Origin of the sequence: Xanthomonas sp. SHU 308, assembly GCF_000364645.1 — a bacterium.
GTDB lineage: Bacteria > Pseudomonadota > Gammaproteobacteria > Xanthomonadales > Xanthomonadaceae > Xanthomonas_A > Xanthomonas_A sontii.
Map to the genome: position 1 here is coordinate 1 of NZ_AQOK01000257.1, position 7,578 is coordinate 7,578.

The window sequence follows — 7,578 nt, forward strand, 5'->3', positions numbered from 1 at the left end:
CGCCGCCCGCCCCGGCAGCGCCGGAGGCGCCCGCCGCGCCGGCGGCCGGGCCGTCCGTGGTGCAGGAGACCCGCCCCGAGCCGAGCCTGAAGATGAAGGCGGTGGACGGCCGCGAGTACGACCTGGCCGCACACCGCGGGCAATGGGTGGTGGTGAATTTCTGGGCCACCTGGTGCGCGCCGTGCCTGAAGGAGATGCCGGAGCTGTCGGCGCTGCACGTGATGCGCGACAACATCGAGGTGGTGGGCCTGGCCTACGAAGACATCGAGCCGGCGGAGATGCAGGCGTTCCTGAAACAGCACCCGGTCGCCTATCCGATCGTCATCGTCGACACTTATGCGCCGCCGGCCGACTTCGCCACCCCGCGCGGCCTGCCGATGACCTACCTGATCGCGCCCGACGGCAAGCTCGCCAAGCAATTCCTGGGGCCGGTCACCGCCCACGACATCGAAACCGCGATCGCCGCGGCCGGTGGCCCGGCGCCCGGGCAGGGCAAGGGGAAGGGAAAGGCGGCAGGGTGAGGGGGCGGTGGCCTGGGTGACCGCGGCCGCCGCCGGGATTGGGGATTCGCGATTGGGGATGCGCGCGTCGGAAGCGAAAAGTCTTCCTTGTGGGAGGGACTTCAGTCCCGACGCCTTGCGCGACCAGAGGATGGGATGGCTTCGCTCGTCGCGGCTGAAGCCGCTCCGGCGGGGACAGCCGCCTCTTTAGTGGTGCGCGAGCCGAAACGACCGTAGAGGCGGCTTCAACCGCGACGCGCTGTTCCCGGAATGGCTGTGAGTGGCGCGCCCGGCGACGCGCGGTCGCAAAGTGACGACTGCGCGCCGCAGGCTTCAACCAATCCCCAATCCCTAATCCCCACTCCCCGCCTCATACGACGGAATCGGCTGCAGCAATCCGAACTTTTCCTTGTGCAGCTTCTGCTTCAGCGGCGGCAGATCCAGGTCCGGTTCGTGCAGGCGGGTTTCCGGCAGTTGGTCGAGCAGGTGCCGGATCAGGGTCAGGCGGCCGCGTTTCTGGTCGTTGAAGTCGACCAGGGTCCACGGCGCGTAGTCGCGGTGGGTGGCTTCCAGCATCGCCTCACGGGCGCGGGTGTAGTCGGCGTACTGGCTGCGCGATTTCAGGTCCACCGGCGACAGCTTCCAGCCCTTCAGCGGGTCGTGCAGGCGCTCGGCGAAGCGTTTTTCCTGCTGCGCCTGGTCCACGCACAGCCAGTACTTGAACAGGCGGATGCCGTCGTCCACCAGCAGCCGCTCGAACAGCGGGGTCTGGCGCAGGAAGGTGTGGTATTCGGCGTCGCTGCAGTAGCCCATGACCCGTTCCACGCCGGCACGGTTGTACCAGCTGCGGTCCATCAGCACGATCTCGCCGGCCGCCGGTAGGTGCGCGACGTGGCGCTGGAAATACCACTGCGTGGCTTCGCGGTCGGTCGGCTTGGGCAGGGCGACCACGCGGCACTGGCGCGGGTTCAGATGTTCGGCGATGGCCTGGATCGCGCCGCCCTTGCCGGCGGTGTCGCGGCCTTCGAACAGCACCAGCACGCGCTCGCCGCTGTGCTGCACCGCCTGCGCCATCGCGGTCAGTTCCAGCTGCAGCGGTTGCATCAGGGCCTTGTACTGCTTGCGCTTGAGATGGCTCATTTGCTGCTCCGCTTGCGGGTGCCGGTGCCGGCCATGCTGCGCGCCACTTCCAGCAGCGCGCCCTGCTGGCGGGTGTCGAGGGCGCGGTAGGCCTGCAGCAGATCGTGCTCGCCGCGGGTGCGTGCCGGGTCGAGTTGGCTGGCCAGTTCGCCGAGCAGGGCGCCGGCGGGGACGCCGAAGGTGCGTGCCAGGGCGGTGAGTTGGGCGCGTCCGGGCAGCTTTTCGCCCGCCATCCAGGCCTTGACCGTGGCCGCGCCGGCGCGCGGGATGGCCGCGGCGATGTCTGCGGCGCTCATGCCGCTGGCCTTGGCCAGCAGGCGCAACGTGGTGTCCAGGGGCATGCGGGAGTCCAGGTCATTCCTTCAGCCGCGGGCGCAGCGTGGCCAGATTGCAGGGGCGGGTGCGGGCATCCAGCTGCGCGGCGATGATCCGCTCCCAGGCCGTGCGGCAGGCCGAGGTGGAGCCGGGCAGGCAGAACAGGAAGGTGGCGTTGGCCAGGCCGGCGAAGGCGCGCGACTGCAGCGAGGAGGTGCCGATCTCCTCGACGCTGATCGCGCGGAACAGCTCGCCGAAGCCTGGCATCTCCTTGTCCAGCAGCGGCAGCAGCGCCTCGGGCGTGGAATCGCGGCCGGTGAAGCCGGTGCCGCCGGTGACCAGGATGCCGTCCACCTGCGGATCGGCGATCCAGGCCGAGACCGTGGCGCGCATCCGGTAGCGGTCGTCCGGCAGCAGTTCCCGTGCGTGCAGGCGATGGCCGACGCCGCCGAGAGCGGCGACCAGGTAGTCGCCGGAGCTGTCCTGGTCGAGGGTGCGCGTGTCCGAGACGGTCAGCACGCACAGGTTCAATGCGATGAAGTCGGCGTTGGCGGTCATGCCGGCAGCCTAGCGGCTCGCCCGGCCGGCGTACAGCCTGGGCGCGTTGGCGCTTCAGCCGCGGCTACGGTGGGGTTGGCGGGTTGTCGTGGACGACGGCAATGGGGGCGCTTCGGGCCGCCGAAGTGTGCGCCTGGGCGTGGTGATCGCGCGCTCGGATCGCCGCCCGGGCGGGGAGCCGCATCCGCGCACGTTGCTGGCGCGCGCCCGCCGATTCAGGCGTGGAGGTGGACCGGGGTCGTGCCGTCGCATGGCAGGACCAGGGTGCGTGGCCGGAAACGATGGACGCTGGCGGCACGATCGGCGGCCAGCGGCAGGCGCTCGGGTTCGCGCTGCAGGGCACGCCGCTGTGCCTCCGCACTGTGCCACTCGGTGCATTCGAGCAGGGTGCGGCCGTCGTCCGACAGGTACAGGTGCGCGGCGATCAGGCCGCGCAGCGCATGTGCGCCATCCTGCAGGGCGGCGAAGGCGGCATCGGCGCGGCTTTGCGCCTGCGCTGCATTGCGGGTCGGGACGCGGGTCATCACCACGCAGGACGCTGCCCGGTGCGGATCGGATACGCCGCTGCGGATGCGCCGGTAGCGCCGCAGCGTCCGCCGCAGCGCCGGCAGGCGTGCGCGCAGCAGTCCATGCAGTGCTGGCGCCGCGTCGCAGCAGCAGCGTGCGTACAGCAGGTCGGGGGCATCGCCCAGCGATTCCATCCAGATCAGGGCATGCAGCCGGTGGTCGCACAGGCCGCGCATGCAGTCGAGCAGCGCGGCGCGATCCGGAATGGGGGCTTCGGCGAGCAGCATGCTGCGAACGGGGGGCGGAAGAATCGGGCGTCGGAATCGGGAGCGGCAGCGACATTGCGGGATCTGCACGAGGAGCGTGCGCGCAGTGTCGGACCTCAAGTTCGCTTGAGGTCAAGCGCTTCGGTAGCTCGACTTGCACACTGGCGACTGCGCCCATGCGCCTCACGGGCTGCCGTTGGCTGGGTCGCTGCGACCTGCAGCGACGCTCGTCCACACCACCCGTGCGCTGTGACGCAAGCGCGCTCGGCGATGGGAGACGGCGATGCGGATGTACCGGCGGTGATGTCGATGGCGACGTTGACTGGCGATACGTCGCTACGTCGTCCGTCGCTGGATGTGCCGCCGCGGCCTTGTGGCGCATCCGTGAGCGATCGATCAGGTCGAGCCTGCGCCTTCCCAGCCATGGCGCGAAGCCGTGTCGCGCAGCAGCGCGGCGAAGTCGTCGGCGAAGCCGCGCATGTCGAACAGGCCGCTGTCCGCGCGCCGCGCCTGCAGCCGCTCGCGCAGCGCCTGCAGCGCCACGGGATCGCGCCCCAGGCGCACCGCGGTGGCGACGAACGCTGCGTCGTCGGCGGCATTCATGTCGTCCAGGCCGAGGTGATGGTTGAGGCTGCCGGCCACGCGTGCGGCGAAGGTGCTGCCGGGGCAGGTCAGCACCGGACAGCCGGCCCACAAGGCATCGGAGGCGGTGGTGTGGGCGTTGTACGGATGCGTGTCCAGGAACAGGTCGGCGTGCCGGTAGCGCGCCAGATAGTCCGGATGCGCCAACTTGGGCATGAAGCGCAGGCGTGTCGGGTCCACGCCGGCCGCCGCGGCGGCGGCGCGCAGTCGGTCATCGGCCTGGCCCGGGCCGGACAGCAGCCACAGCACGCTGTCCGGTACCTGGCGCAGCACCTCCAGCATCCGCGCCATGCTGCGCGGGCCGAGCTTGTAGCTGTTGTTGAAGCAGCAGAACACGGTGCCGTGCTCGGGCAGGCCGCAGTCGCGGCGCGCGGGCGGGGTGCCGACATGGCGGGTATCGTCGGACGGCTGGAACGCGCGCGGCAGCCGCAGCACCCGCTCGCTGTAGTGCGCGGCCAGCGCCGGCGGCAGCGCGTAGGCGTCGCCGACCACGTAGTCGATCCAGGGTGCGCCGGAGGTGCCGGGGTAGGCCAGCCAGTTCAATTGCACCGGTGCCGGACGCAACGCCAGCACTTCCGGCGTGCCGCCGCCGCCCCAACCGCGCAGATCGAACAGCAGGTCGATGCCGGTATCGCGGATGCGCTGGGCGATCTGACGATGCGGCTGTCCGGCCACGTCGTGCCAGGCATGTGCAGCCTCCTGCAGCCGCGCACGGAGCGCGCTGCGGTCGTCGCCGTTGAGCGCGAACAGGTGCACCTGCAGGTCGGCATGCGCGCGCAAGCGCTCGAACAGGGCGACGGTCAGCAGGCCGGTGGGATGCGCGCCGAAGCCGTTGGACAGGAAGCCGATGCGCAGCGGGCCATCGCCGCGCACCTGCGCAGCGGGCAGCGGCGCGAGAGCGCGCGCCAGCGCCTGGGCGCGGTTGCGCGCGCAGCGCAGCTGTTCGTCCGCGCCCGCGTCCTCGTTGAGGAAGGCGAACGGTTCGATCGCCGGGTGGCCTTGCCGTACCGCGCTGCGCACCTGCTGCGATAGCGCGTCCAGTCCGCGCCAGTCGCACAGCTTGCGCCGCCAGTTCAGCAGGTAGGCGGCGATCGACGGTTCCTGCGGCAGCAGGGCGTGCGCATGCGCATAGGCCTGCGCTGCGGCTTCGGCCTCGCCGTTGTCTTCCAGGGCGTGGCCGAGCCATACCGCGATGCCGGGGTGCTGGGGCGCTTGCCGCAGTGCCTCGCGCAATGCCTGCGCTGCGTCGGCATGGCGACCCTGGGTCCAGCGCACCCGGCCCAGCCGCGCCAGCGCCTCCGGATGTCCCGGGCGCAACTGCAGCGCACGCACGGCGGCCTGTTCGCCGGCGGCCACTGCGCCGGCGCCGAGTTCGGCGTCGGCGAGCATCACCCAGGCCAGGAAGTCCTGCGGATCGCGCCGCACCGCGGCCCGCAGTTGCAGGCGTTCGTCGGCGCCGCCGCCGTTCATGCGGCCGTGGCGGCCGCGACCGATCGCGGGCGGTGCACGCTCACGGCACCAGCGCCTTGACGTAGTGCTGCGCGCTCAGCTCCTGCTGCCAGCCGCAGGCACGGTACAGGGCCTGCGCAGACAGATTGTCCTGCGCCGTCTCCAGCACGATGCGCACTGCGCCATCGTCCGCGGCGTAGCGTTCGGCGGCATGCAGCAGCGCCTGCGCCACGCCGTGGCGGCGGTGCGCAGGCGCCACGTACAGATCGTTGAGGATCCACACGCGCGCCGCCCGCACCGAAGAAAAGGACGGATACAACTGCACGAAGCCGGCCGCCTGCGCATCGCGCTCGGCCAGCAGCACGACCGACTCGGCCTTGGCCAGGCGCGCGGCCAAGAAGGCGTGCGCGGTCGCCGCATCCGGCGCCTGCCCGTAGAACTGCCGGTAGGCGTCGAACAGCGCTGCCAGCGTCGGCAGGTCCTGTGCATCGGCCTGGCGTACGCGCACGCTCATGGGCTGTCGCTCAGGCGCGCCAGTTCGTCGACCTGGTGCTCGTGGCTCAGGCGCCCGATCAGCGCGTCGAGATCGCCCTCGATCACGTTCGGCAGGTCGTACAGGGTCAGGCCCTCGACGCGGTGGTCGGTGATGCGGCCCTGCGGGAAGTTGTAGGTACGGATGCGCTGGCTGCGGTCGCCGCTGCCGACCTGCAGCTTGCGGTCCTGCGCCTCGGCCGCGGCCTGCTTGCTGCGCTCGGCCTCCAGCAGCTGCGCCTTGAGTCGCTTCAGCGCCTTGTCGCGGTTGGCATGCTGGCTGCGCTCGGTCTGGCACTCCACCACCACGCCGCTGGGCACGTGGGTGATGCGGATCGCCGACTCGGTCTTGTTGACGTGCTGGCCGCCGGCGCCGGAGGAGCGGAAGGTGTCGATCTTCAGGTCGGCCGGGTTGATCGCGATCTCCTCCACGTCGTCGGCCTCGGGAATGATCGCCACCGTCGCCGCGGAGGTGTGGATGCGGCCCTGCGACTCGGTCGCCGGCACGCGCTGCACGCGGTGCGTGCCGGATTCGAACTTGAGCTTGGAGTAGGCGCCGCGGCCGACGATGCGCGCCACGACCTCCTTGTAGCCGCCGTGCTCGCCGGGGCTGTCCGATTCCACCTCCACCTTCCAGCCCTGGCGTTCGGCGTAGCGCGCATACATGCGGAACAGGTCGCCGGCGAAGATCGCCGCCTCGTCGCCGCCGGTGCCGGCACGCACTTCCAGGAACAGGTTGCCGTCGTCACGCGGATCGCGCGGCACCAGCAGCAACGCCAGTTCCGCGTCGAGTTCGGCCAGGCGCGCCTGCGCGGCGGCGATTTCCTCCTCGGCCAGTTCGCGCAGTTCCGGATCGGCGCGCATCGCCTCGGCCGAGGCCAGGTCGGCCTTGGCCGAGGCCTCGGCGGCCAGCGCGGCGGCGACCGGCTCCAGTTGCGCGAATTCGCGCGAGTAGTCGCGGAAGCGCGTGTTGTCGCTCACCACCTCGGGGTCGGACAGCAGGCGTTCGAGTTCTTCGCGACGCTCGGCCAGCGCCTCCAGCTTACGGCGCAGGGTCGGTGTCATCGGTCTTCAGAATGGGGTGGAAATAGCCCGGCTTCTCCGGGAACAGGCGCTCGGCGGCGCGGGCCAGCTCGGCGTCGCCGCGCAGCGCCGCCTCGCGCAGCGCCGCGGTGGGCGGATGCAGCAGGCGGTTGGTCAGGGTGTTGGCGAGAAATTCCAGCACCTCGTCGGCAGGCTTGCCGTGCGCCAGTTGCTGCCGCGCCTTGGCCAGCACGTCGTCGCGGGTGCTGTCGCCGTGCGCGCGCAGGCGCTTGAGCGGCGCCTGGCGGGTGCTGGCCTGCAGCGCCTCCATGTAGCGCACGACCTGCAGGTCGATGATCGCCTCGGCCGCTTCGGCGGCCTCGCGGCGGCCGCGGCGGTTGTCCTCGACCGCGCGCTCCAGGTCGTCGACGGTGTACAGGTAGGCGTCGGCGAGGTCGGCCACGCCGGCCTCGATGTCGCGCGGCACCGCCAGGTCGAACAGCAGCATCGGCTTGTGCTTGCGCGCGCGCAGCGCCTGTTCGGCCTGCGCCCGCGTCACCACCGGCTCGCGTGCGGCGGTGGCCGAGAACACCACGTCGGCCTCGTGCAGGTGGCGCTCCAGCTCGCTCAGCGGCAGCGCCACGCCG

8 protein-coding genes and 1 pseudogene are annotated in these 7,578 nt (G+C 71.3%); 1 reads left to right on the plus strand and 8 read right to left on the minus strand.

The window, feature by feature from the left end; all coding sequences use genetic code 11:
• On the plus strand, positions 1–521 hold a 521-nt coding region (locus D588_RS24395), incomplete at its 5' end, for a TlpA disulfide reductase family protein (RefSeq protein ID WP_017915817.1).
• A gap of 330 nt (positions 522–851) precedes the next feature.
• Here the strand turns inward: D588_RS24395 and ppk2 are convergent.
• The 8 genes and pseudogenes from ppk2 to D588_RS24400 all read right to left on the minus strand — a co-directional run.
• Positions 852–1,640 (minus strand): polyphosphate kinase 2, encoded by a 789-nt coding sequence (gene ppk2, locus D588_RS0109575; protein WP_017915818.1) that lies wholly within the window; start codon positions 1,638–1,640, stop codon positions 852–854.
• Positions 1,637–1,981 (minus strand): helix-turn-helix domain-containing protein, encoded by a 345-nt coding sequence (locus D588_RS0109580; protein WP_017911650.1) that lies wholly within the window; start codon positions 1,979–1,981, stop codon positions 1,637–1,639. Before D588_RS0109580 ends, ppk2 begins: the two co-directional genes overlap by 4 nt.
• A gap of 13 nt (positions 1,982–1,994) precedes the next feature.
• On the minus strand, positions 1,995–2,513 hold the full coding sequence (gene moaB, locus D588_RS0109585) for a molybdenum cofactor biosynthesis protein B (protein ID WP_017911651.1): 519 nt from the start codon (positions 2,511–2,513) through the stop codon (positions 1,995–1,997).
• A gap of 215 nt (positions 2,514–2,728) precedes the next feature.
• Positions 2,729–3,307, minus strand: a complete 579-nt coding sequence (locus D588_RS0109590; RefSeq protein WP_017915819.1) for a hypothetical protein — start codon at positions 3,305–3,307, stop codon at positions 2,729–2,731.
• Positions 3,308–3,682: 375 nt separating this feature from the next.
• On the minus strand, positions 3,683–5,398 hold the full coding sequence (locus tag D588_RS0109595) for a tetratricopeptide repeat protein (protein WP_017915820.1): 1,716 nt from the start codon (positions 5,396–5,398) through the stop codon (positions 3,683–3,685).
• A 40-nt stretch (positions 5,399–5,438) separates the two neighbouring features.
• On the minus strand, positions 5,439–5,891 hold the full coding sequence (locus D588_RS0109600; RefSeq protein ID WP_017915821.1) for a GNAT family N-acetyltransferase: 453 nt from the start codon (positions 5,889–5,891) through the stop codon (positions 5,439–5,441).
• Positions 5,888–6,973 (minus strand): peptide chain release factor 1, encoded by a 1,086-nt coding sequence (gene prfA / locus D588_RS0109605; RefSeq protein ID WP_017915822.1) that lies wholly within the window; start codon positions 6,971–6,973, stop codon positions 5,888–5,890. Before prfA ends, D588_RS0109600 begins: the two co-directional genes overlap by 4 nt.
• Positions 6,951–7,578 (minus strand): annotated as a pseudogene (locus D588_RS24400) (glutamyl-tRNA reductase); the annotation flags it as partial. The gene prfA and the pseudogene D588_RS24400, both read right to left, overlap by 23 nt.